Origin of the sequence: Agromyces mangrovi (assembly GCF_030296695.1) — a bacterium.
GTDB classification, from domain to species: Bacteria; Actinomycetota; Actinomycetes; order Actinomycetales; family Microbacteriaceae; genus Agromyces; species Agromyces mangrovi.
The window spans coordinates 2,867,931-2,891,325 of sequence record NZ_AP027737.1; the positions used below are offsets into that span (position 1 = coordinate 2,867,931).

The following is a 23,395-nucleotide window of genomic DNA, read 5'->3' on the forward strand; positions in this document are numbered from 1 at the left end:
GTCAGCGGATCGGGAACCCAGCGGGTCGTGCGCCGAGCACGGGCTCGAGCGCCCGCATCCGCTCGGCCTCGAGCGAGAGCGCTGTGGCGTCGCGGTGGCGGCGCACGGCCACGATGCCCGCGAGCAGCGCCTCGGGGGCGACGGCGGGCACCGGTGACACGTACGGGGTCGCGTCGCGCGCGAGCGACTCGGCGAGCCGGGAACGGCTGGCGGGCGCGAGGTGCGGGGCCTGGGCGAGGAACTGCGCGATGCGCCGGGCGAGCGGGGCGGGCAGGCGCACGACGTCGGCCGTGTGCGCCCACTCGGCGAGCTCGATCGGCACGCCGGTCTCGACCCGCGGCACGTGCGGCACCCGCTCGGCCTGCGCGTGGGTGCCGGCGAGGATGTCGCCGAGGCGCTTGCCGTGCGGGTTGAGGAAGCCGACCGCGAGCGCGACGCCGCCGAACGTGAGGTAGATCTCGAGCACGCCCACGAGCGCGCGCACGAACGCGTGCCGCGCCTGGACGGCGCCGCCGTCGTCGCGCACCACGCGCGCGCCGATGGCGAGCTTGCCGAGCGAGCGCCCGGAGCTCGCGGTCTCGACGACCGTCGGCACGATGACGAGGAACGTCACGAGGATCGCGACCGCGACCGCCTGTCCGAGCGCGGAGTCGAGCTGGAGCGGAGCGACGTTCACGGCGGCGAGGAACACCAGCGCGATCGCCAGCAGCGTGACGAGCACGTCGATCGCGGCACCCGCCGCGCGCAGGAACACGCTCGCGGTGCGGACGTCGAGCGCGACCGCCTCGCCGACGACGAACGCTCCGCCCGGGGCATCCGATTCGGGCTGCGCGGCCATGGGTAGTATTCAAGCAGATGGACCTCGACGCCCTCGCCGCCGCCCGCCGCCCCGAGTGGGATCGGCTCGACGAGCTCGCGCGCACGAGGCGCCTCGACGGCGCGGAGGCGGACGAGCTGATCGCCCGCTACCAGGCCGGTGCGGCCGACCTGTCGACGCTGCAGACGACGGCCGGCTCGACCGCGGTCGGCGACCGGCTCTCGGTGTCGCTGTCTCGCGCCCGCATCCGCTTCACGGGCGCCGGCACGAATCTCCTCGCGCGCATCCCGCAGTTCGCGGTCGTGCAACTGCCCGCGGCACTGTACCGGGTGCGCTGGCTGACCCTCGCGGTGGCGGTCGCGACGCTCGCGGTGGCGGGCCTCGTCGCGGGCTGGGCGCTGGCCGACCCGCGCGTGCTCGCCTCGCTCGGCAGCGACGAGCAGTTCGAGCAGCTGGCCCGCGAGGACTTCGTCGACTACTACTCCGAGAACCCGGCGGCGTCGTTCACGGGCCTCGTCTGGACCAACAACGCCTGGATCGCCGCGAAGTGCATCGCCTTCGGCATCACGGGCGTGTTCGTGCCGTACGTGATCCTGCAGAATGCGCAGAACCTCGGCGTGACGGGCGCGGTCATGTTCGCGTACGGCGAGGGCGACACGTTCTTCGCGTACATCGCGCCGCACGGGCTGCTCGAGCTCACCGCGGTGTTCGTGGCCGCGGCGGCGGGGCTGCGCATCTTCTGGTCGTGGGTGGCGCCCGGGCCCCGCACGCGCGGTCAGGCGCTCGCCGAGGACGGCCGTGCGCTGTTCTCCATCGCGCTGGGCCTCGTGGTCGTGCTGCTGGTGTCGGGCGTCATCGAGGGGTACGTGACGCCGGCGCCATGGCCGTGGCCCGTGAAGGTCGGCATCGGCGTGGTCGCACTCGGCGCGTTCCTGGCGTACATGCTGGTGCTCGGCGGCCGCGCGGTGCGGGCGGGGAGACCGGCGACCTCGACGAGTCCGAGGCGGGCGCGCGCACGATCGTCGCCGGCTGACCCGGGCGCCAGGGGCACGGCCGAGCGGATGCCTCGGGCCGGCCGTCAGCCCTGGTTCGCGCGGTCCGGGTGCACCGCGACGAAGACCGACACCGCCTCGCCGTCGTCCGCGCTCGGGCGCGCCGCGAATTCCTGCAGCAGGTCGTTCATGCGCCGCTGGAACTCCTCGACCTCCGTCGGTGCCAGTCGCAGCCCCAGGCGTGCCAGGTCGAGGTCGCCGTCGTCGAGCCCGGCGATCTCCTCGAGGAACGCCTCGACGAGCACGCGTGCGCCGCCGGGCAGCGGTTGCCGCCAGCTGAGCCGGGTCGCCAGGTACGGCACCTCGCGAGCGGGGCGGCCGTCGTCCGCGGCATCCGCCCGCCGCAGGAACCCGGTCGCTACGAGCGTGCGCACGTGGTGCAGGCAGGTGCCGGGGTTCAGGCCCAGGCGCTCGGCGATCTCGCGGTTGGTGTGCGGCTCGTGCAGGCAGATGCGCAGGATGCGCAGGCGCAGGGGAGAGGCGAGGGCCTTGGCGCGGGCGTGCGCCAGCGCTTCGTCGTCGGTCGCGGGCGGCCCGCCGGCGGCGACCGAGTCGGGCTCCGCACCCTCGGGGGCATCCGCAGATTGACTTTTCTCAATCACAGACCTCAGGATAGTCGACGTGACCAGCGACACCACCACCGACACGACTGCGGATGCCCCGAAGGCCGGCCCCTCCCTCTGGCGCGACCGCGCGTTCCTCCAGCTCTGGGCCGCGCAGACCGTCAGCCAGTTCGGTGCGCAGCTCGCGACCGTGGCGGTGCCCGTGCTCGCGATCGTGGTGCTCGGCGCGAGCGAGTTCGAGGTGGGCCTGCTCAACGCCGCCACGACCGCCGCGTTCCTGGTGGTCGGCCTGCCCGCGGGCGCCTGGATCGACCGCATGCGCAAGCGCCGGGTCATGATCGTGGCCGACCTCGTGCGCGCCGCCGCGCTCGCCACGATCCCGCTGCTCTGGATGCTCGACCGGCTCGAGATGTGGCACGCCTACCTCGTCGCGCTGGTCATCGGCACCGCGACCGTGTTCTTCGACGTGTCGTACCAGTCGGTGATCCCGGTGCTGGTGCGCCGCGCGCGCATCGGCGAGGCGAACGCGAAGCTCGAGGCCACCGCGCAGGTCGCCCGCATCGGCGGGCCGGCCATCGGCGGCGGGCTGCTCGCCATCGTCTCCGCGCCGTTCGTGATCGCCGCCACGGCCGTCACCTACCTCGTGTCGTTCCTCTTCCTGCTCGGCATCCGCGAGCACGAGACGCCCCGGCTCCGCACGCCCGGCGTCGGGCTCGTCGGCGAGATCCGCGAGGGGCTCTCGTTCGTCTGGCACCACCGGCTCATCCGCCGCATCACGCTCAACACGGCGCTCGCGAACCTGTTCGGCACCATCTCGATGACGCTCATGAGCCTGCTCGTGCTGCGCGAGCTCGGCCTCACGCCCGCGGTGCTCGGGCTCGTGCTCTCCATCGGCTCGGTCGGCGGGCTGCTCGGCGCGGTCGCCACGCCGTGGATCACCCGCCTGGTCGGCGAGGGCACCGTCATCCCGCTCTCGACCGTGCTGTTCGGCCTCTCGGCCTGCCTCGTGCCGCTCTCGGCTGCCGTGCCGGCCCTCGCGGTGCCGCTGTTGATCGTCGCCGAGTTCGGCTTCTCGTTCTCGGTGCTCGTCTACAACATCGCCCAGGTGAGCTTCCGCCAGCGGGTCACGCCGCACCACCTGCTCGGGCGCATGAACGCGTCGATCCGGTTCGTGGTGTGGGGCGTCATGCCGCTGTCGGCCCTGCTCGCGGGCGCGCTCGCCGAGGTCATCGGCGTCGTGCCCACGATGTGGGTCGGCGCCGTCTGCCAGCTGCTCGCGGGGGCCGTCGTGGTGTTCTCGCCGTTCCTCGGCATGCGCACCCTGCCCGACGCCGACGAGGAGTCGTAGCGTAGGAGCGTGGACTGGCTCGCGCTGCTCGACGGCAGCGGCTTCGAGTTCGCCCGCCAGGTGCTGCAGCGCGGCACCGCGGCGGTCGCGCTGGTCGCATTCGTCTCGTCGTGGTCGCAGTTCCCCGCGCTCCTCGGCGAGCGGGGGCTGCTGCCCGTGCGCCGCTTCCTCGAGCTCGGCTACGCACGGCGCGCGCCGACCATCTTCCGGTGGCACTACAGCGATCGGATGCTCCGGGGCTGCTGTGCGCTCGGCGTGCTCGTGTCCGCCCTGCTGGTCGCCGGCCTCCCGCAGCTCGGGCCGCCGTGGCTGCCGATGCTCGCCTTCGGCCTGCTCTGGGTGCTGTACCTGTCGATCGTGAACGTCGGGCAGACCTTCTACGGGTTCGGCTGGGAGAGCCTGCTGCTCGAGTCGCTGTTCGTGGTCGCGTTCCTCGGCTCGGACGAGGTGGCGCCGCCGATCCTCGTGCTCGGCTTCACCTGGTGGCTCGTCTTCCGCCTCGAGTTCGGCGCCGGAATGATCAAGTGGCGCGGCGGGCGCGAGTGGCGCGACCTCACGGCACTCACGTACCACCACGAGACGCAGCCGATGCCGAATCCGCTCAGCCGCTGGGCGCACCTGCTGCCGGCCTGGTTCCACCGGTCGGAGGTCGTGGCCAACTTCATCGCCCAGCTGGGCGTGCCGTTCCTGCTGTTCGCGCCGCAGCCCGTGGCATCCGTCGCCGCCCTCGTGATCGTCGGCACGCAGGCCTGGCTCGTGCTCACCGGTAACTTCGCGTGGCTGAACTGGCTCACCATGGTGCTCGCCTGCGCCGCGCTCGGCGACGGGTTCGTGCACGCGATCGTGCCCGCGTGGCCCGCCGAGACCGCCTACGCGCCTACCCCGGTCTGGTTCACGGCGCTCACCACGCTCGTGTTCGCCGGCCTCGTCGTGCTCAGCTGGCAGCCGCTGCGCAACCTGTTCGCGCGGCACCAGCTCATGAACGCGAGCTTCAACCGGTTCCACCTCGTGAACGCGTACGGCGCGTTCGGCACCGTCACGAAGCGCCGCGAGGAGGTGGTCGTCGAGGGCGCCGAGGTCGTGGACCCCGCGCCGGGCGACTGGGTCGCCTACGAGTTCCACGGCAAGCCCGGCGACCCGGCGCGGATGCCCCGGCAGTTCGCGCCGTACCACCTGCGCCTCGACTGGCTGATGTGGTTCCTCGCACTCGGTGCGCCCGACCACGGCTGGTTCCGCACGTTCCTCGTGCGGCTGCTCGAGGCCGATCCGGCGACGCTCCGGCTGCTGCGGGTCGACCCGTTCGACGGGCGCCGGCCGGTCGCCGTGCGGGCGCGCGTGTACCGGTACCGCTTCGCCACGCCCCCGGAGCGGCGCGCGACCGGGCTGTGGTGGATGCGGGAGGATGCCGGTGTGCTGGTCGCTCCCGTCACGCTCGGGGCGCGCCCGTGATCGACGCGAACGTCGTCGGCGCGGGGCCCAACGGGCTCGCGGCCGCGGTGACGCTCGCCGCGGCCGGGCTGCGCGTGCGCCTCACCGAGCGCGCGGAGACGATCGGCGGGGGCTCCGCACCGAGGAGCTCACGCTGCCCGGGTTCCGGCACGACCTGTGCTCCGCCGTGCACCCGGCGGCGCTCGCCTCGCCCTTCTTCCGTGCGTTCCGTCTCACCGAACGCGTGCCGTTCGTCGTGCCCGACGCCTCCTACGCCCACCCGCTCGACGACGCGCCCGCCGGCATCGCCTGGCGCGACCTCGATCGCACGGCCGCGGAGCTGGGCGACGACGGTGCCGCGTGGCGCGCGTTCTTCGCACCCCTCGTGCGCCGCATCGACGGCGTGGGCGACTTCACCGGGTCGCAGCTCCTCCGGGTGCCGCGGCGGCCGATCGCGGCGGGGCTGATGGGGCTGCGCGTGCTCGAGCAGGGCACGGCGGTCGCCGGGGCGCGGTTCCGCGGGCCCGTCGCGCCCGCGATGCTCGCCGGGGTCGCGGCGCACGGCATCGGCCGGCATCCGTCCCTCGCCACCGCCGGGCCGGGCGTGCTGCTCGGCGCACACGCCCACGCCGCCGGCTGGGGACTGCCCGCCGGCGGGTCGCAGGCGATCGCCGACGCGCTGGCCGCCGAGCTCGTCGCCCGCGGGGGCGAGATCGTCACCGGTCACGAGGTGCGCTCGCCCGCCGACCTCGAGCGCAGCCGCATCACGCTGCTCGACACCTCGGTCGAGCAGCTCGTCGCGATCGCCGGGCACCGCCTGCCCGCCCACTACCGGCGCGCGCTCGCCCGCTTCCGCCACGGCGACGCGGTCGCGAAGGTCGACTTCGCCCTCTCGGCGCCCGTGCCGTGGGCCGACGCACGGGTGGCCGCGGCGCCCACCGTGCACGTCGGTGGCACCGCGGCCGAGATCGCCGCGAGCGAGCACGCCGTCCTGCGCGGGCGGGTGAGCGACCGGCCCTACGTGCTCGTCGTGCAGCCGACCCTCCTCGACCCGTCGCGGGCGCCCGCCGGTCGGCACACGCTGTGGGCGTACATCCACGTGCCGCGCGGCTCGCGCGTCGACGCGACCGAGCGCGTGATGGCGCAGCTCGAGCGGTTCGCGCCGGGCTTCCGGGACACCGTGCTCGCGAGCGTCGCGACCGACGCGGCCGAGCTCGAACGCCGCAACCCGAACGACGTCGGCGGCGACATCCTGGGCGGTGCGCTCACCGTGCCGCAGCTGGTCAAGCGCCCCGTGGTCTCGCCCGTGCCGTGGCGCACGCCCGTGCGCGGGCTCTACCTGTGCTCGGCGTCGACGCCGCCCGGGCCGAGCGTGCAGGGCATGAACGGGTGGTTCGCCGCGCGACTCGCGCTGCGCGAGCACTTCGGCGTGCGGGAGGTGCCCTACGACGGCACGGTCGGCTTCGGCATCTGAGCGCCGGCGCCGCCCCGCGGCATCCGACCTCAGAGCCTGCCGGCGGCCTTGAGCGCGAGGTAGCGGTCGGCGAGTGCGGGCGGCAGCTCCTCGGGCGGGGCCTGCACGACGTCGCCGCCGAGCCGGCGGATCGCCGCCGCGACCCGGTCGGCGTCGCGCAGCGCGCGCTCGGCCGAACCCGCCAGGTAAGCGGCCTCGCGGTCGCCGCGGTCGCGCCGGGCCTCGGCGAGCGAGGGGTCGGTGACGGATGCGACGAGCACCGTGTGCGCCGAGGTCAGCGCCGGCAGCACCCCGAGCATGCCGCGCGCGGCCGCGGGGGTGTCGATGCCGGTGCACAGCACCACGAGCGACCGCTGGCTCGTGACCTGCCGCACGAGCGCGGGCACGGCGCTCCAGTCGGTGTCGATGAGCTCGGCCTCGACCGGGGCGAGCGCGTCGACCATGCGCGAGAGCAGCGTCGGGCCGGTGACCGACTGCACGCGTGCGCGCACCCGCCGATCCCACGCGACGAGGTCGACCCGGTCGCCGGCGCGGCTCGCGAGCGCCGCGAGCAGCAGGCTCGACTCGATCGACGTGTCGAGCCGTGGCTCGTCGCCCACGCGCGCCGCGGCGGTGCGGCCCGTGTCGACGACGACCACGACGCGCCGGTCGCGCTCGGGCCGCCACGTCCGCACCATGAGGCGCTGCCCGCCGCCGGTCATCGCCGCGTCGCGCCGGGCGGTCGCCCGCCAGTCGATCGAGCGCACGTCGTCGCCGCGCACGTACTCGCGCAGCGAGTCGAACTCCGTGCCGGCGCCGCGCACCATGACCGGCGTGTTGCCCTCGAGCTCGCGCAGCCGCGCGACCCGCGACGCGAGATGACGACGCGAGCGGAACGGCGGCAGCACGCGCAGCCGGCCCTCGTGGTGCAGCGTCGCCTGCCGCGCCCACAGCCCGAGCGGCCCCCACGAGCGCACCGTGACCGACCGGGCCCGGCGCTCGCCGCGGCGCGTCGGCACGAACGCGAGCGGCACGGAGCGGCGCTCGCCGGCGGGCACGACGAGGCGCGCCCGGTTGTCGCCCGCGAGCCCGGCCGACGGCTCCCAGCCGTCGCGCACGATCCCGCGGATGCGCCGGGCACCCACGTTGGTCACGAGCAGCCGGCCGGTCGCCGGCTCGCCCAGCCGCACCCGGGCGGGCACCTCGCGCGCGAGCGACACCTGTCGCGGGCTCCCGGCGAGCAGGAGGTCGACGATGCCTGCGGTCAGCGCGAGCGCCAGCCAGCCCGCGAACACCGCCCAGGCCGTGCCGGGCGTCCCGCCGAGCAGCACGAGCGGCACGACGCCCGCGGCGACGAGGAGTGCGAAGCGACCAGACCAGGCCATGTCAGAGCGGCACCCGCACCTGCTGCACGACCGAGCCGAGGATGGCGTCGACGTCGACACCCTCGAGCTCGGCCTCGGGGCGCAGCACCACGCGGTGGCGCCAGGTCGACGGCAGCATGGCCTGCACGTGGTCGGGCGTGACCGCCGCGTCGCCGCGCAGCCAGGCCCACGCCTTCGACGCGGCCAGCAGCGCCGTCGCGCCGCGCGGGCTCGCCCCGAGCGCCACCGACGGGCTGCGGCGCGTCGCCTGCGCGAGGTCGACGACGTAGCCGAGCACCTCGTCGGTCACGCTGACGCGCGCCGCGGCGGCGCGCGCGGCCGCGAGCGCACCGGCGTCGAGTACGGGGCGCACGCCCGCCGCGTCGAGGTCGCGCGGGTCGAAGCCGTCGGCGTGCCGGCGCAGCACCTCCACCTCGGTCTCGCGCGGCGGCAGGTCGAGCACGAGCTTCAGCAGGAACCGGTCGAGCTGCGCCTCGGGCAGCGCGTAGGTGCCCTCGTACTCGACCGGGTTCTGCGTCGCGGCGACCAGGAACGGGTCGGGCAGCGGCCGGGTCGTGCCGTCGGTCGAGACCTGGCGCTCCTCCATCGCCTCGAGCAGCGCCGACTGCGTCTTCGGCGGCGTGCGGTTGATCTCGTCGGCGAGCAGGATGTTCGTGAACACGGGCCCCTCGCGGAACTCGAACGCCGCGTCGCGCGGGTCGTACACGACCGAGCCGGTCACGTCGCCGGGCATGAGGTCGGGCGTGAACTGGATGCGCCGGGTGTCGAGGTCGAGCGCGCGGCTGAGCGACCGCACGAGCAGCGTCTTCGCGACGCCGGGCACGCCCTCGAGCAGCACGTGGCCGCGCGCGAGCAGGGCGATGATGAGCCCGGTGACGGCGCCGTCCTGTCCGACGACGGCCCGGCCGACCTCCGTGCGCACGCGGGCGAGCCGCTCGCGCAGCTCGGCGTCCGTCGGCGCATGGGCGGTCGGGTCGGTCGGAGCGGCGGGTGCGGCCGCGGCGGTGGGATCGGTCATGGTCACCTGTTCCTGGTTCGGTCGGTCGGGTCGGCGGATGCCCCGGGGGCGCGCACGGCGTCGGCGAGGCGCTGCTCGAGGGCGTCCAGCTCTCGTGCGCGCCGGACGAACTCGCCGTCGTCGGCGGGCGGGTCGCCGATGAGCAGCGCCCGCACGGCGGCGGGGTCCGCGCCGAGCAGCGCGGCGGCGGCGTCGGCGATGTCGCTCGCGGGCGCGTGGCCCGGCAGGCCGACGAGCGCGGCGATGCGCCCGAGCGCGCCGATGCGCATCGCGTCGAGCGCACGGCCGCGGGCGTCGCTGCGCGCGTAGAGGCGGCCGCGGCCCTCGGTCGTCTCGCGGGCGCGCACCACCACCGGCAGCCGCTCCACGACGAGCGGCCCGAAGCGCCGTCCGCGCCAGACGGCGGCCGCCACGGTCGTGACGACGAGCAGCAGCAGCACGGGGAGACCCACGGCGGCGTGAGCTCGCCGATCGTGGGGCCGGCGTCCGACGCGTCGGCGGCGCCCGGCTGGTACCAGACGAGCCGCTCGGCCGAGCCGAGCACGCCCAGCGCGAGCGCCGCGTTGCCCGCCTCCGCGACCGTGTCGTTCGCGAACACCTCGGTGCCGGCGACGACGACGACCTCGGGGCCGCCGTCGGCCGGGCCGAACGCGAGGCGGACGGCGCCGCTCTCGTCGGGGAAGCAGCCGCGCCAGCCGGACGCACGGGCGTCGTCGTCGACCGTCAGCACGTCTCCGACCCCGCCCAGCGCACCCGCGCGCTCCGCCGCGGGCACGTCGCACGCGGCGGCATCCGTCGGGCCGGCGGCGAGTCCGCCGAACCGCACGCCGGGCGCCAACGCCTCGAGCGCGGCGAACGTGGGCGCCACGACGACGATGCGTCGCGCGGCGGCGGTCAGCTCGTCGACCTGGTCGCTCCCGAGCAGCCCGAGGTCGTCGACGAGCAGCACCGTCGCGCCGTCCGCGCGGGCCGCGGCCGCGTCGAGCGAGTCGACGGGCACCACCTGCACGCCCTGCGCCGAGAGCACGTTCGCGACGGCGGCGCCGCCCGCGGGTGCGGCGTTGTCGGCGCCCAGCGGGCGCCCGCCGCCCGTGCCCGCGCCCTGCAGCACGGCCACGCCGACCGACACCACGAGCACGATCGCCGCGACCACGATCCAGCCGCGCCGGTCGACGAGCGCGCGCCGCAGGGTCGGGGTCTCGGCCGGGGCGACCCCGGCGACCGGCGCGCTCACGAGCTCGCCTCCGCGAGGCCCGCGGGGGTGCGGCGCACGAGCTCCGCGTCGAGGTCGTGCACCGCGGCGTAGTCGGCCGGGTCGGCGTGCCCGCCGCCGTAGCGCACGCGCTCGAACGCGTCGGCCGCGGCGACGAGGCGTTCGGCGAGCCCGGGGAAGGCCGGCGCCGCGCCGTCGGCGACGCGATGCGCGGTCGTGCCGGGCAGGAGCGTCAGCACGGTGCGCTCGTCGAGCCCGCGGGCGAGGCCACGGAACGCCTCGACCACCGCGGTGTCCCAGTCGCCGCGACCGGCGGCATCGGCTGCGGCGCGCCGCAGCCGGGAGGCCGATCGCCGATCGTCGGCGCCCAGCACGCCCGAACCGCCGTCGATGGCGCGGCGCCGCAGCCGGGGCATCCCGTAGACGAGGAGCAGCGCGACCACGACGCCGGCGACGATCACGGCTCCGACGAGCAGCAGGGTCGGCGCAGGCAGGCCGGCCCCGCCCGAGAAGAGGTCGGCGAGCCACTCGCGCACCGCGTCGGCCGCGCGGTCGAACGCCGTCGGGCTGGCCGCCGCGTACTCGGGGAGCGCAGCTCCTCCTCGAGCAGTCGTCGCGCCTCGTCGGCGTCGGGGTCGAGCGGCACGTCTCGGCGCATGCGGGTCAGGCGGCGAACGGGTCGGCGACGTCGCGACCGGCGTGACGCTGCTCCACGACGCGCTGGAGCTCGAGGTCGAGGCCCTCCCGCCGCATCCGCAGGTCGAGGTACAGCAGCGCGACCACCGCCGACTGGGCGACCGCCGCGACGGCGCCCACCACGAGCGACAGCCCGATCGCGACCACGTACGTGACGATCAGCACAGTGAGGCCCGCGCCCGTGCCCGTGGGGTCCACCAGCACCGACGCGATGCCGCCGACGAAGCTCACGGGCTGCACGACCACCTGGGCGGCGACGTTCACGATGACCGCGACGAGCACCTCGACGCCGAAGACGCGCCAGAAATGCCCGTCGGTGAGGCGCCACGAGCGGGCCATGGCGCTGCCGAGCCCGCGTCCCTCGAGCACGATCGCGCTCGGGGTGAGCGACAGCTTCGTGTACAGCCACGCCGCGAGCACCGCGGCGCCGAGGCCCACGAGCACCGCGATCGCGACGCCCGCGAACACCAGCACGGGCTCGATCAGCGCGAACGCGAGCACGATGCCGACGAGCACCACGACGACGACGGTCGCGGCCGCCGCCAGCAGCAGCACCCAGCCGATCAGCGGCCAGATGCGCTTCGCCGCGCGGCGCCACACCATGCCGAAGCCCGCCTTGTCGCCGAGCGCGCCCGCGGCGACGTCGACGACCATGATGCCCTGGAGGAACGCGGAGCCGACCACCGAGACCGCGATGGGCACGAGCATCAACAGCAGCAGCGCCGCGACGCCGCCGCTCGCGATCGCGTCCACGTCGCCGGCCGAAGCCCGCTCCAGGCGGTCGGCGAAGCCGAACGCGAACGGCAGCAGGATCGCCGCGGTGCCCACGGTGACGACGACCTGCACGAGCAGGCCGCTGCCGAAGGTCGGGCCGGGGTTGCGCCGGATGGTCTGGAACGGGGCGCCGAGGAGCGTGGCGAATCCGAGCGGTCGCAGCGGCACCAGCCCCGGCTTCGGCGGCGGCGTCCAGCCCTGGTCGGGTGCAGCGGGTCCGGGGGCGGGAGGCGGCGGTGCGCCCGCGCCCGCCTGCGGTGCGGGCCCGTATCCGGCGGGTGCCGGCGGCCCGTACCCGGGCTGTGCGCCCGCGCCGGACGACCCTCCGGGGCCGGTCGGCGGATGCCACGTCTGATCGGTCACCGGTGCCTCCTCACGCGTGCACCCATCGTGCCATGCCGGCACGTGCCCGGGCACGTCGTCGACGCTCCGACCGCGCCGCGAGATACCGCTCTCCTGCGGCTCGACTACGCTGGGAGGGGCGTCCGCACCTGCTGCGGGCGCGCGGACGGACGGAACGGGAACGGATGAACGCACGCGTACTCGTGGTCGACGACGACCAGGCACTCGCCGAGATGATCGGCATCGTGTTGCGCACGGAGGGATTCGAGCCGTTCTTCTGCGCCGACGGCACCACGGCGCTCGACGAGTTCCGCGCGGCCAAGCCCGACCTGGTGCTGCTCGACCTGATGCTGCCGGGCGTCGACGGCATCGAGGTGTGCTCGCGCATCCGTGCCGAGTCGGGCACGCCCATCATCATGCTCACCGCGAAGTCCGACACCGCTGACGTCGTCAAGGGCCTCGAGTCGGGGGCCGACGACTACATGGTCAAGCCCTTCAACCCGAAGGAGCTCATCGCGCGCATCCGCACCCGGCTCCGGCCGGCCGGCGACGGCGAGTCCGACCTGCTGCGCGTGGGCGACCTGACCGTCGACGCCGCCGCGCACGAGGTGCGGCGCGGCGACGAGCTCATCGCGCTCACGCCGCTCGAGTTCGACCTGCTGCTCACGCTCGCCTCGAAGCCGCAGCAGGTGTTCACGCGCGAAATGCTGCTCGAGCAGGTCTGGGGCTACCACTACAAGGCCGACACGCGTCTCGTGAACGTGCACGTGCAGCGGCTCCGGGCGAAGGTCGAGTTCGACCCCGACAACCCCAGCATCGTCATGACCGTGCGCGGGGTGGGGTACCGGGCCGGGGCCACCGTCTAGGGCACCCGTGCGCGGCGACGGCGAGCTGCCCCCATCACCTGGCGCTCGTGGCGGAGCTGGCCGAGGCAGTTCGCCGCGCTGTTCCGCCGCTCGCTCCAGTTCCGGACGGTGCTCATCACGATCACCCTGTCGGGGCTCGCGATCCTCGTGATCGGCCTCTACATCTCGTTCAGCATCGCGTCGAACCTGTTCCAGACGCGGCTCGACCAGGTGCTCGACGCATCGACCAACGCCGAGTCGGCCGCGCAGGCCGTGCTCGACTCGTCGGATGCCACGGATCGTGCCGCGCTCCAGAGCGTGCTCCGGTCGGCCATCGAGCGCGCGAGCGTCACGGCGTCGAGCCCGCTGGTCGCCGTCTACCGGGCGCCGGGGCAGGAGCCGTCTGCGGTCGCCCCGCAGGACCAGGGCACGAACCAGCTCACCAACGCCATCACCGACCAGCTGCGCGCCACGGTGCAGGAGAACCCGGGCAGCCAGTTCTGGCAGTCGGTCGAGTTCGTCGAGCTCGACGGCGCGGGCGTCCCCGGCGTCGTGGTCGGCAGCGACGTGGAGCTGCCCTCCGCGGGGCGGTACGAGCTGTACATCGGCTACAACCTCGCCGACGCCGATGCGACGCTCGCGTTCATGCAGTTCACCGGCGTGGTCGGCGCGATCGCCCTGCTCGTGCTGCTCGCGGTCATCACGCTGCTCGTCGTGCGCTGGGTGATCGAGCCGATCCAGGCGGTGTCGGCGACGAGTCGCCGGTTCGCGGGCGGCGACCTGGGCGTGCGCATGGAGGCGAAGGGCGAGGACGAGCTCGCCACGCTCGCCGAGTCGTTCAACGGCATGGCCGACAGCCTGCAGCAGCGCATCCACGAGCTCGCCGAGCTGTCGGTCATGCAGCAGCGCTTCGTGTCCGACGTCTCGCACGAGCTGCGCACGCCGCTCACGACCATCCGGCTCGCCGGCGACGTGCTGTACCAGCAGCGCGAGGACTTCCGCCAGTCGACCTCGCGCACCGTCGAGCTGCTGCACACCCAGACCGAGCGCTTCGAGACCCTGCTGGCCGACCTGCTCGAGATCAGCCGCTACGACGCCGGTTCGGTCGAGCTCGAGACGGAGCCCACGAACCTGGTGCACCTGGCGACGGATGCCGTCGAGGGCATGCACACGCTCGCCGAGGAGCGGGGTTCCGACGTGCGGGTCGTCGCCCCGGGCGGGCACCTCGACGCGGAGGTCGACCCGCGCCGCATCCGTCGCGTGGTGCGGAACCTCCTCGGCAACGCGATCGAGCACGGCGAGGGCCGGCCGATCGTGGTCTCGGTCGACAGCGACGAGCATGCGGTGGCCCTCGCGGTGCGCGACTACGGGCTCGGCATGACCGCCGAGGACGCCGATCGCGTCTTCGACCGCTTCTGGCGCGCCGACCCGAGCCGCAAGCGCTCCATCGGGGGCACCGGGCTCGGGCTGGCGATCTCGCTCGAGGACGCCCACGTGCACGGCGGGTGGCTCGAGGTGTGGTCCGAGCCGGGAGCCGGCTCCTGCTTCCGCCTCACGCTGCCGCGCCGAGCGGGCGGCGTGATCGAGTCCTCGCCGCTGCACCTGCCGCCCGACGACGCCGCGGGCGCGGACCCCGAGGTGGCGCGGCTCGTCGAGTCCGTGGGCTCGACGGGGCCGGTCCCCACGGCGCAGGACGCCGACCTCGAACGATCGGAGGCCGACCGTGCGTAGGACGTTCCGTCAGGCGGCATCCGTCGCCGTGCTCGCGGCGCTCGTCGCCCTCACCGGGTGCGCGAGCATCCCGACCTCGGGCGGGGTGAACGCCGGCCAGGTGGCCACCGGCGAGGAGAGCGTCGAGGTCGACGTGGTCGCATCGGGTCCGGTCGCCGGCAGTTCTCCCGAGCAGATCGTGAGCGGCTTCGTCGACGCCGCCGCGAGCCCCCGCAACAACTACCAGACGGCCCGGCTGTTCCTCACGCCCGCGTTCGCCGAGGAGTGGACCCCCGACGCGGGCGCGACCGTGGACCGCATCGCCTCGCGCCAGTACGTCGAGCTCGACGAGAACAGCTGGCGCATCCAGGCCGAGCCCGTCGCGGGCCTCACCGAGACCGGCGAGTACGACGACACCGTGTCGGCCTCGCGCGTCACCCTCGACTACGAGCTCACCCAGGTCGCGGGGGAGTGGCGCATCTCGCGCGCACCGCAGGGCGTGCTCGTCGACGACGCCATCTTCGACATCGCGTTCGCGCAGTACCCGCTGTACTTCTACGACCCGACGCTCAGCTACCTGGTGCCCGACGTCCGCTGGTTCGCCCGGCGCGAGTCGACCCAGACCAGCATCGTGCGCGAGCTGCTGCGCGGCCCCGCCGAGTGGCTCGCGCCCGGCGTGACGAGCGCGATCCCCGACGGGCTGCGCCTCGACCCCGGCGCCGTCCCGGTGGAGGCGCGCGTCGCCGAGATCGCGCTCACGGGCGACGTCACCGACGACCTGCGCACGCTGCAGCTCATCGAGCTGCAGTTCCAGGAGAGCCTGGGCGCCGTGCGCGGCATCGAGGACGTGCACCTGCGCATCAACGGCGCCGACGACGAGATCCCCGACCTCGCGCTCGACGTGCCGCAGCTGAACCCCCGCGTCGACCCGCGCACCGTCGTGTACCGCGACGGCGAGTTCGGCTACCTGTCGACCTCGGCGCAGCAGGTCACGCGCATCGACGGCGTCTCGGCCGCGGTCGAGTCGCTCCAGCCGCTCGACGCCGCGGTGGGCCGCGACGGCGAGGAAGTCGCGGTGCTCGCCGAGTCGGGCGCCTGGATCGTGCGCTCGGGCGACGAAGCCGAGCTGCTCGACGAGCGCGACGGCCTGGCGACGCCCGCGATCGACGGGTTCGGCATCGTCTGGACCGCCACCGACCGCCGGGCGGACGAGATCGCCTGGTTCGCACCCGACGGGTCGCGGGGCATCGTGTCGACGCCGTGGGCCGAGGACGCCGGGATCGCCGCGCTGTCCGTCTCACGCGACGGCACCCGGCTGCTCGTGCTGATCCAGACCGACGACGGCACCCAGCTCGAGGTGGCCTCGATCGCGCGCGCCAGCGAGGTCGACCTGCCCGACGCACTCGGCGGCCGTCTCGCGCTCACGGCCGTGGACGGCACGGCGCGCGACGTCGCCTGGCTCGGCCCCAGCACCGTCGCGTCGCTCACGACGGCGCCCGACGGCGACACGATCGTGGTCACGCAGGACGTCGGCGGCACGAGCACGACCCGCGCCGGCCCCGAGGACGGCCGCGAGATCGTCGGCGGCAACACGGTGCGGGAGGCCCGCATCCTCACCGAGGGCGGCGACCTCGACCAGCAGAGCGGCGTGGCCTGGCAGGTGCGGTCCACCGGCATCGACTTCGTCGCGTCGCAGCAGGGCTGACCCGCCCTCCACAGGTCGCTGCGAAGGCGACGGCGAGCGGATGCCCCGTGGCCGGCGCCGCGCCTCCGGCCGACGGGCGAGGCTCGGGCCATGGCGTCCGACCCGTCCGCACTGCTGGCCCGGCTCGCCGGCGCGTTCCGCGATGCGGCCGCGGTGCTGCTCCCCGTGCGCTGCGCGGGGTGCGGCGTCGGCGGCCGCGCCGTGTGCGCCCCGTGCGCCGACGCGCTGCGACCGTCGCCCGTGCCCGGCGTCCGCGGCGACCTGCGGTTCACGGCCGCCCTCGAGTACGGAGGCACCGTGCGCGCCGTGCTGGCCGCCTACAAGGACGGCGGACGCACCGATGCCGCGACCGCGCTCGCCCCGGCGCTCGCCGCGGCCGTCGTCGCCGTCGCGCGTGCGCGGACGGGGCCGGTGCGACCCGAGCTCGTCTGCGTGCCCTCGTCGGCCGCGGCGCGGCGTCGCCGCGGATACCACCCGGTCGCGCTGCTGCTGCGGCACGCGGGCCTGCGCGACCGGCGCCTGCTCGCCCGCACGGGGGAGCGCGACGACCAGGCCGGACTCGACCTCGCCGCCCGCGTACGCAACGCGTCCGGGGCGCTGCGCGCACTGCCCGCCGCCCGCGGCCGGACCGTCGTCCTGGTCGAGGACATCGTCACGACGGGCGCGACCGCGCGCGAGGCGGTGCGCGCCCTGGCGGCCGGCGGGGCGACCGTCGTCGGGGTCGCGGCGCTCGCGCAGACGCCCCGACGGGGCGTGCCGGGCGGCGCCACGCGGGAGGCATCCGCACCGCCCCTTCGCGCATAGCGCACGCCGATGACCTCCCCACGGAACGTTCGGGAAAGATTCCGTGACATTGCCGTGGCGCCGGGTTAGCGTGTCAGCAAGGCGTGGAGCACTCGCCCTCCGCCGGGCGGCACGCCGGATCTGGGAGGTCGTCATGGAACTGAACATCGTCGGACGCAACTTGGGTATCACCGACCGTTTCCGCGACTACGCCGCCGAGAAGGCCGAGAAGGTCTCGCATCTGGCGGATCGTGCGCTCGCCCTCGACATCAAGGTGAGCCGGCACCACGAGACCAACGGGAACAGCGGGCCCGACCGGGTGGAGCTCACCCTGATCGGGAAGGGACCCGTCGTCCGGGCCGAGGCAGACGGCCAGGACAAGTACGCAGCGTTCGACGTCGCCCTGGGGCGCCTCATGGAACGGATCCGCAGGGCGAAGGACCGCAGGAAGGTCCATCGCGGGCAGCATCGCCCGAAGTCGCTCCGCGAGGCCAGCACCGACGGGTTCTTCGGGCACGGCGTGCAGCCGGCCGACCCGGCCCTGCTCGAGCGGGTCCGCGACGGCAGCCCCGCACCCGAGGCCGCCGCGCCCGAGGAGGCGGAGGACGAGTACTGCCCCGTCGTGATCCGGCGGAAGGTCTTCGCCTCGACGCCCATGACGGTCGACGATGCGCTCTACTTCATGGAGCTCGTCGGCCACGACTTCTACCTGTTCATCGACTCGGAGAACGGCCGCCCGAGCGTCGTGTACCGCCGCAAGGGCTGGGACTACGGGCTCATCGGCCTCGACGAGCAGGCCGACGCGGCGAGCCCGGAGGGGCTCGAGGAGCAGCTGGTCCAGGCGGGCGCAGCTCGCGGCTGACGCGCGCGGGGCGGCGGCCGTCGCGCCGTCGCCCCGCGGCAGCGCCGCATCCGTCCACGGGCTCGGTCCGCGCACAGCCCGCACGCCGGTACGATTGCTATGATCGACCGCTGCGGGCCGACGCGACATCGATCGTGCGCCCGCGAGCGGCGCGGATCACGCGCCGTACGACGAGTGGAGAGCATCCGTGGCCTCAATTCTGGAAAGGGTTCTTCGCGTCGGCGAAGGACGCACGCTCAAGCGACTGGAGCACTACGCGAAGGCGGTCAACGCCCTCGAGGAGGACTTCACCTCTCTGAGCGACGAGGAACTGAAGCACGAGACGGTCGAGCTGCGCGAGCGCTACGTCGGCGGCGAGTCGCTCGACGACCTGCTGCCCGAGGCGTTCGCGGCCATCCGCGAGGCGGCCAAGCGCACGCTCGGCATGCGCCCCTACGACGTGCAGCTCATGGGCGGCGCGGCGCTGCACCTCGGCAACATCGCCGAGATGAAGACCGGTGAGGGCAAGACGCTCGTCGCCACCACGGCCGCGTACCTCAACGCGCTCGCGGGCCGTGGCGTGCACATCATCACGGTCAACGACTTCCTCGCGAGCTACCAGTCCGAGCTCATGGGCCGCGTGTTCCGCGCGCTGGGCATGACGACCGGATGCATCGTGGCCGGCCAGACCCCGGCCGAGCGCCGCGAGCAGTACCAGGCCGACATCACCTACGGCACGAACAACGAGTTCGGCTTCGACTACCTGCGCGACAACATGGCGTGGCAGTCGGCCGACATGGTGCAGCGCGGCCACTTCTTCGCGATCGTCGACGAGGTCGACTCGATCCTCATCGACGAGGCGCGCACCCCGCTCATCATCTCGGGCCCCGCCTCGGGCGAGGCGAACCGCTGGTTCGGCGAGTTCGCGCGCCTCGCGCAGCGGCTCGTGCCGGGCGAGGACTTCGAGGTCGACGAGAAGAAGCGCACCGTCGGCGTGCTCGAGCCGGGCATCGAGAAGGTCGAGGACTACCTCGGCATCGACAACCTGTACGAGTCGGCCAACACGCCCCTCATCTCGTTCCTCAACAACGCCATCAAGGCGGCCGCGCTGTTCAAGCGCGACAAGGACTACGTCGTCATGAACGGCGAGGTGCTCATCGTCGACGAGCACACCGGCCGCATCCTCGTGGGCCGCCGCTACAACGAGGGCATCCACCAGGCCATCGAGGCCAAGGAGGGCGTGCAGGTCAAGGCCGAGAACCAGACCCTCGCGACCGTGACCCTGCAGAACTACTTCCGCCTCTACAAGAAGCTCGCCGGCATGACCGGTACGGCCGAGACCGAGGCCGCCGAGTTCATGGCGACCTACAAGCTCGGGGTGGTGGCGATCCCGACGAACAAGCCAATGGTGCGCATCGACCAGCCCGACCTCGTGTACAAGAACGAGGAGGCGAAGTTCGCGCAGGTCGTCGACGACATCGTCGAGCGCCACGCGAAGGGCCAGCCCGTGCTGGTCGGCACGACGAGCGTCGAGAAGAGCGAGTACCTCTCGCGCCTGCTCGCCAAGAAGGGCGTGCGGCACGAGGTGCTGAACGCCAAGAACCACGCTCGCGAGGCCGCGATCATCGCGCAGGCCGGCCGACTCGGCGCGGTCACCGTCGCCACGAACATGGCCGGTCGCGGCACCGACATCATGCTCGGCGGCAACGCCGAGTTCCTCGCGGTGCAGGAGATGCACGAGAAGGGCCTGAGCCCCGCGGAGACGCCCGAGGAGTACGAGGCCGAGTGGGACGGCGTGTTCGACCGCGTCAAGGCCACGGTCGCGACCGAGGCCGAGAAGGTCCTCGCCGCGGGCGGACTGTACGTGCTCGGCACCGAGCGCCACGAGTCGCGCCGCATCGACAACCAGCTGCGCGGCCGTTCGGGCCGCCAGGGCGACCCGGGCGAGAGCCGGTTCTACCTGTCGCTCACCGACGACCTGATGCGCCTGTTCAACTCCGGCGCGGCCGAGTCGCTCATGTCGCGCGGGGTGCCCGACGACGTGGCGATCGAGTCGAAGGTCGTGACCCGGGCCATCCGCTCGGCGCAGTCGCAGGTCGAGACGCGCAACGCCGAGATCCGCAAGAACGTGCTGAAGTACGACGACGTGCTGAACCGCCAGCGCGAGGCCATCTACAGCGACCGCCGGCACATCCTGCAGGGCGACGACCTGCACGAGCGCACGCAGCACTTCCTCGAGGACGTCATCGACGAGGTGCTCGACCAGCACATCGGCGAGGGCAACCCCGACGAGTGGGACTTCGACGCGCTCTGGGCCGAGCTCAAGACGCTCTACCCGATCGGCATCACGATCGACGAGGTCGTGGCCGAGGCCGGCGAGAAGGGCCGCATCAACCGCGAGTTCGTGCGCAGCGAGATCCTCTCCGACGCGCAGCTCGCCTACGGGCGCCGCGAGGAGCAGCTCGGCTCGCCGGCGATGCGCGAGCTCGAGCGTCGCGTGGTGCTGTCGGTCATCGATCGCCGCTGGCGCGACCACCTCTACGAGATGGACTACCTCAAGGACGGCATCGGCCTGCGCGCCATGGCGCAGCGCGACCCGCTGGTCGAGTACCAGCGCGAGGGCTACGCGATGTTCCAGCAGATGATGGGGTCGATCCGCGAGGAGTCGGTCGGCTTCCTGTTCAACCTCGAGGTCGAGGTGAACCCCGCCGGTGCCGCAGGGCCCACCATCGCGGCGCGCGGGCTCACCCGCAACCAGGCCCCGGAGGACAAGCTGAGCTACTCGGCCCCGAGCGACTCGGGCGGCGTGGAGGTGCGCAACCAGCGCGGCCAGGTGCAGCAGGCGGCCACGCAGCGGGCGCGTCGCGCGGTGGCCGCGCAGCAGGCGCAGGCGACGCCCCGTCCGTCGGGGCAGGAGGTCGCGCGCGGCGCGTTCGGGCAGCCGACGTCGGGCGACCAGGCGCCGGAGCAGGCGCCGCAGAACCGGGCGCAGCGGCGCGCACAGGAGCGCCGGGGGCGCTGAAGCGCGCCGCGGGCTGGCGCGGGTCCCGAGCGACCGCGTCAGCCGGTGGTGGGTGCGAGCGGGCGGGCGCTCAGAGCACGCTGATCGCGCTCGCGCGCCAGCGGGCGTCGAGGCCCTCCAGGCGGATGGCGACCGCGCGCGAGCGTGCCTTGCTGTGCACCATCACGACGGCTTCGATGATGCCGTCGCGGGGTTCGCACTGGTGGATGCGCCCGATGCTGAACGCCGGCCGCGATGGTGCCTGGCCCTTGACCCGACGCGCCCGCGCGCCGAGCACGACGCGCTTCAGCAGGTGCCGGTACACGTCGTCGTTCACCCACCTGGCCATCTGCTCGAGTTCCTCGCCCCCGCGAGTACCTCGATCACGCAGCGGGTCAGGTTGGTGAGCAGCGGCTCCGGATCTGGAAGCTCGCTGCGCACCGACGGTTGCCGTGCGAAGAAATCGTCATCGAATGCGGTGCCGGAACCCCTTGCGGCCCCCCTGGTCCCGACATCCCTCCTTACTGCTGCGGTCATTTCTGCTCCACATGGGACGCGTCGCCCGCCGGCCGCGGCGGGCGACGTGACGGCCCCGTCGCCGGGGGCCGAGTCGGTCATTGCTGAGCAAATTACGTGCGTGTCATGCGCGGTGTCAATAAGGAACCCTCATTGTGGATAAATCGTTTCCGCACTGTAACCGGACGGTAGTTTTCGCCCATGCCGGGCGACGGATTCCTCGACGATCTGGAGGCCGAGCTCGCTGATCCGGGCCGCGCCGCCGACCTCGAGCTGCGCGCCGAGGAGGAGCGGCTGCGCGTCGCGCGGCTCGACCTGCGCGAGCGGGTGGTCGCGATGTCGCGCGGCGAGGCCGGGGCGCGCGGCGTGCGCCTCGACCTCCGCGACGGCACCACGATCGTGCTCGAGGTCGAGCTCTCGGGTCGCGACTGGGTGTCCGGCGCCGCGGTGCCGCCCGACGGCGGCCGCGCATCGCCGTGCCTCGTTCCCCTGCATGCCGTCCGTGCGGTCGTGCCCTCGCGCGCGCAGCTGTCGGCGAGCCTCGTCCCCGCGGCCTCGTCCGGCGTCGCCGAGCGCATCGGCATCGGTGCGGTGCTGCGCGACCTGTGCCGGCGGCGGTCGCCGGTCACGATCGCCTGCGACGGCGCGCGCGTGCACGGCACGGTCGATCGCGTGGGACGCGACCATCTCGACCTCGCGGTGCACGAGCCTGGGGTCGCGCGCCGCGACGGCGACGTGCGCCAGGTGCGGCTCATCCCGTTCGAGACGGTGCTCCTGGTGCGCTGGTGAACGGATGCCCCGCGACGGGCGCGCGCCGCACGGCGACCGGCGGCGCGGCGGGTCGGCTCAGCCGCGGTGCGGTTCGCGGATGACGCGGCCGCCCGAGAGCTCGGGGATGTTCGCGAAGTCCGACTGGAGCCAGAGGTTGAGGCGCCTGGCCTCCTCGTATTTGGCCTCGATGTAGGACTCGAGCACGTCGCGTTCGACGCGCCAGACCCCGGCGCTCGTGATGCGGATGGCGGGCAGTTCGCCCGAGCGGACCAGGTCGGACGCCTCGGACAGCGAGATCCGGAGGATCTCCGCGACATCGCCGAGCGTCAGGAAGCGCCCGACGGGTTCCGCACCCGAGCTGGTCATGTGTCGATTATGGCGGGACGCCCTCGGAGCGTGTTCTCGTGTGGATAACTTCACGGGGACCTCACATGTTCGTATCACGATGGGTGCGCCCCGCCCGGGGCATGTCGGAGAGGCGGGGCGATGGACGGGTCGGACGCATCGGTCGCGCGGCGTTCCCCGCGGCGGACCGCCGACGTGCGGCTGGTCGTGGGCGTCGTGCTCGTGCTCGCCTCCGTGGTCGGCACCTGGCTGCTCGTCGACTCGCTCGATCGCACGTCTCGTGTCTACGTCGCCCCGCAGACGCTCGCGCCGGGCTCGACGGTGCGGCTCGACGAGCTCGCGACCGCCGACGTGGGCCTCGGCGCGAGCGAGGACCGCTACCTCCGGGCGGACGACGCCGCGGGGGCGGGCGAGCACGTCGTGCTGCGGACCGTCGCGGCGGGCGAGCTCGTGCCGGCCGGGGCGCTCGGCGACCTCGCGGCCGAGACCCTGACGACGGTCGTGGTCACGCCCGCGGCCGCGCTGCCCGCCGCCCTCGGCGTCGGCAGTCCGGTCGACCTCTGGTCCGCGGAGGCCGTCGAGCGGGGCGTGTGGGGGCCCCCGACCGTGCTGGTCGCAGGCGCCGTGGTCCGCGGCATCGCGTCGGACGACGGCGGCGTCGGCGGCCTCGACCGGGTGCCGTCCGTGGAGCTCTCGATCCCGCGCGACGCGGTGCCCGCCGTGCTGGCGGCCATCGCCGCCGGCGACGCCATGCACCTCGTCGGTGCGCGCGCGGGCGGAGCCGGCTGA

The 23,395-nt window shown here is 74.1% G+C and carries 20 protein-coding genes and 2 pseudogenes; 12 read left to right on the plus strand and 10 right to left on the minus strand.

Translation table 11 applies throughout. The features are described from left to right. Position 1: 1 nt before the first annotated feature. Positions 2–838 (minus strand): RDD family protein, encoded by an 837-nt coding sequence (locus QUE38_RS13640; RefSeq protein ID WP_286308809.1) that lies wholly within the window; start codon positions 836–838, stop codon positions 2–4. Between the two features lie 17 nt (positions 839–855). Here QUE38_RS13640 and QUE38_RS13645 point away from each other — a divergent pair. Then, positions 856–1,850 (plus strand): annotated as a pseudogene (locus QUE38_RS13645) (stage II sporulation protein M). A 45-nt stretch (positions 1,851–1,895) separates the two neighbouring features. On the opposite strand, the gene QUE38_RS13650 reads toward QUE38_RS13645, so the two are convergent. Further along, positions 1,896–2,516, minus strand: a complete 621-nt coding sequence (locus QUE38_RS13650; RefSeq protein ID WP_286308810.1) for a winged helix-turn-helix domain-containing protein — start codon at positions 2,514–2,516, stop codon at positions 1,896–1,898. On the opposite strand from QUE38_RS13650, the gene QUE38_RS13655 reads away from it, so the two are divergent. The 3 genes from QUE38_RS13655 (at position 2,491) to QUE38_RS13665 (ending at position 6,682) form a co-directional block, all read left to right on the plus strand. After that, a complete protein-coding gene (locus tag QUE38_RS13655; RefSeq protein ID WP_286308811.1) occupies positions 2,491–3,780 on the plus strand; it encodes an MFS transporter in 1,290 nt (429 codons plus the stop codon). The genes QUE38_RS13650 and QUE38_RS13655 overlap by 26 nt on opposite strands. A 9-nt stretch (positions 3,781–3,789) precedes the next feature. Beyond that, positions 3,790–5,229, plus strand: coding sequence for a lipase maturation factor family protein (locus tag QUE38_RS13660; RefSeq protein WP_286308812.1), 1,440 nt, complete (start codon positions 3,790–3,792; stop codon positions 5,227–5,229). 166 nt (positions 5,230–5,395) lie between these two features. Then, entirely contained in the window at positions 5,396–6,682 is a 1,287-nt protein-coding gene (locus tag QUE38_RS13665) for a phytoene desaturase family protein (RefSeq protein WP_350227659.1), read from the plus strand. Between the two features lie 29 nt (positions 6,683–6,711). On the opposite strand, the gene QUE38_RS13670 is transcribed toward QUE38_RS13665, so the two are convergent. From QUE38_RS13670 to QUE38_RS13690, 6 genes and pseudogenes are all read right to left on the minus strand, one after another. Beyond that, positions 6,712–8,046, minus strand: coding sequence for a DUF58 domain-containing protein (locus QUE38_RS13670; protein ID WP_286308813.1), 1,335 nt, complete (start codon positions 8,044–8,046; stop codon positions 6,712–6,714). A 1-nt stretch (position 8,047) separates the two neighbouring features. Further along, positions 8,048–9,064, minus strand: coding sequence for an AAA family ATPase (locus QUE38_RS13675; protein ID WP_286308814.1), 1,017 nt, complete (start codon positions 9,062–9,064; stop codon positions 8,048–8,050). A 2-nt stretch (positions 9,065–9,066) separates the two neighbouring features. Continuing rightward, complete coding sequence (locus QUE38_RS13680; RefSeq protein ID WP_286308815.1) at positions 9,067–9,504, minus strand: hypothetical protein; 438 nt, start codon at positions 9,502–9,504, stop codon at positions 9,067–9,069. A 158-nt stretch (positions 9,505–9,662) separates the two neighbouring features. After that, positions 9,663–10,298, minus strand: a pseudogene (locus QUE38_RS17680) (DUF4350 domain-containing protein); the annotation flags it as partial. Next, positions 10,295–10,813, minus strand: coding sequence for a DUF4129 domain-containing protein (locus tag QUE38_RS13685; protein WP_286308816.1), 519 nt, complete (start codon positions 10,811–10,813; stop codon positions 10,295–10,297). The gene QUE38_RS13685 and the pseudogene QUE38_RS17680, both read right to left, overlap by 4 nt. Positions 10,814–10,940: 127 nt before the next feature. Next, positions 10,941–12,110 (minus strand): glycerophosphoryl diester phosphodiesterase membrane domain-containing protein, encoded by a 1,170-nt coding sequence (locus tag QUE38_RS13690; protein ID WP_286308817.1) that lies wholly within the window; start codon positions 12,108–12,110, stop codon positions 10,941–10,943. A gap of 164 nt (positions 12,111–12,274) precedes the next feature. Here QUE38_RS13690 and mtrA point away from each other — a divergent pair, with 164 nt between their 5' ends. The 6 genes from mtrA to secA all read left to right on the plus strand — a co-directional run bounded on the left by mtrA (position 12,275) and on the right by secA (position 20,995). Next, entirely contained in the window at positions 12,275–12,955 is a 681-nt protein-coding gene (gene mtrA, locus QUE38_RS13695; RefSeq protein ID WP_286308818.1) for an MtrAB system response regulator MtrA, read from the plus strand. A 108-nt stretch (positions 12,956–13,063) separates the two neighbouring features. Beyond that, positions 13,064–14,665: an MtrAB system histidine kinase MtrB gene (mtrB, locus tag QUE38_RS13700; RefSeq protein ID WP_286308819.1), complete on the plus strand. Its 1,602-nt coding sequence runs from the start codon at positions 13,064–13,066 to the stop codon at positions 14,663–14,665. After that, positions 14,658–16,349, plus strand: coding sequence for an LpqB family beta-propeller domain-containing protein (locus tag QUE38_RS13705; protein WP_286308820.1), 1,692 nt, complete (start codon positions 14,658–14,660; stop codon positions 16,347–16,349). Before mtrB ends, QUE38_RS13705 begins: the two co-directional genes overlap by 8 nt. Positions 16,350–16,439: 90 nt before the next feature. After that, positions 16,440–17,153, plus strand: a complete 714-nt coding sequence (locus tag QUE38_RS13710; RefSeq protein ID WP_286308821.1) for a ComF family protein — start codon at positions 16,440–16,442, stop codon at positions 17,151–17,153. A gap of 133 nt (positions 17,154–17,286) precedes the next feature. Beyond that, entirely contained in the window at positions 17,287–17,994 is a 708-nt protein-coding gene (hpf, locus tag QUE38_RS13715; protein ID WP_286308822.1) for a ribosome hibernation-promoting factor, HPF/YfiA family, read from the plus strand. 187 nt (positions 17,995–18,181) lie between these two features. After that, positions 18,182–20,995 (plus strand): preprotein translocase subunit SecA, encoded by a 2,814-nt coding sequence (gene secA, locus QUE38_RS13720; protein WP_286308823.1) that lies wholly within the window; start codon positions 18,182–18,184, stop codon positions 20,993–20,995. Positions 20,996–21,065: 70 nt separating this feature from the next. Here the strand turns inward: secA and QUE38_RS13725 are convergent, their stop codons facing one another. Beyond that, on the minus strand, positions 21,066–21,323 hold the full coding sequence (locus QUE38_RS13725; protein WP_286308824.1) for an Rv3235 family protein: 258 nt from the start codon (positions 21,321–21,323) through the stop codon (positions 21,066–21,068). A 368-nt stretch (positions 21,324–21,691) separates the two neighbouring features. Between QUE38_RS13725 and QUE38_RS13730 the strand changes: the two genes are divergently transcribed. After that, entirely contained in the window at positions 21,692–22,279 is a 588-nt protein-coding gene (locus QUE38_RS13730) for a hypothetical protein (RefSeq protein WP_286308825.1), read from the plus strand. A gap of 57 nt (positions 22,280–22,336) precedes the next feature. Here QUE38_RS13730 and QUE38_RS13735 read toward each other — a convergent pair whose 3' ends face one another. Next, complete coding sequence (locus tag QUE38_RS13735; RefSeq protein WP_286308826.1) at positions 22,337–22,627, minus strand: helix-turn-helix domain-containing protein; 291 nt, start codon at positions 22,625–22,627, stop codon at positions 22,337–22,339. A 120-nt stretch (positions 22,628–22,747) separates the two neighbouring features. On the opposite strand from QUE38_RS13735, the gene QUE38_RS13740 reads away from it, so the two are divergent. Further along, positions 22,748–23,395, plus strand: coding sequence for a hypothetical protein (locus QUE38_RS13740; RefSeq protein WP_286308827.1), 648 nt, complete (start codon positions 22,748–22,750; stop codon positions 23,393–23,395).